A 1,044-nucleotide genomic window follows, 5' to 3' on the forward strand; every position below is an offset into this window, starting at 1 on the left:
TCAGCTGCGGGACGTGCCAGGGGTGGACAGCCTGTACTTCACGATGCTGAACGCGAACAAGCGCAGCATCACCTTGAACACCAAGACCCCGCGCGGGCGGGAGATCCTGACCGAGCTGATCGCCCGCAGTGATGTGATGGTGGAGAACTTCGGGCCCGGCGCGGTCGACCGGATGGGCTTCCCGTGGGAACGGATCCGCGAGATCAACCCGCGGATCGTGTACGCCTCGATCAAGGGCTTCGGGGACGGCCCCTACACCGCGTTCAAGGCCTACGAGGTCGTCGCCCAGGCGATGGGCGGGTCGATGGCCACCACCGGCTTCGAGGGCGGCCCGCCACTGGCCACCGGCGCCCAGATCGGCGATTCGGGCACCGGCGTCCACGCCGTCGCCGCGATCCTGGCCGCCCTCTACCAGCGCACCCACACCGGACGCGGACAACGCGTGCAGGTCGCCATGCAGCACGCCGTCCTCAACCTGTGCCGGGTCAAACTCCGCGACCAGCAACGCCTGGCCCACGGACCTCTGGCCGAGTACCCCAACGAGGACTTCACCGACGAGGTCCCCCGCTCCGGCAACGCCTCCGGCGGCGGACAACCCGGCTGGGCCGTCACATGCGCACCCGGCGGCCCCAACGACTACGTCTACGTCATCGTGCAGCCCGTCGGCTGGCAGCCACTGGCCCGGCTCATCGGCCACCCCGAACTCGCCGACGACCCCGAATGGGCCACCCCCGAGGCCCGGCTGCCGAAACTCGCCAAAATGTTCCAGCTCATCGAGGAATGGACCAGCACCCTGCCCAAATGGCAGGTCCTGGAAGAGCTGAACACACACAACATCCCGTGCGGGCCGATCCTGTCCACCAAGGAGATCATCGAAGACGAAAGCCTCAAGGCCAACGAGATCGTCGTCGAGGTCCCCCACCCCGAACGCGGCACCTACACCACCGTCGGCAACCCCCTCAAACTCTCCGACTCACCCACCACCATCCACCGCTCACCCCTCCTCGGCGAACACAACCACGACATCTACACCACCGAACTGGG

General features: G+C 67.2%; 1 protein-coding gene. It reads left to right on the plus strand.

All coding sequences use genetic code 11. The annotated features are described in order from the left end of the window. The coding region (gene frc, locus ACRWNP_RS37110) for a formyl-CoA transferase (RefSeq protein ID WP_431969413.1) at window positions 1-1,044 on the plus strand (1,044 nt) is incomplete at both ends.

Source organism: Actinacidiphila sp. bgisy160 (assembly GCF_965342435.1).
Classification (GTDB): Bacteria; Actinomycetota; Actinomycetes; order Streptomycetales; family Streptomycetaceae; genus Actinacidiphila.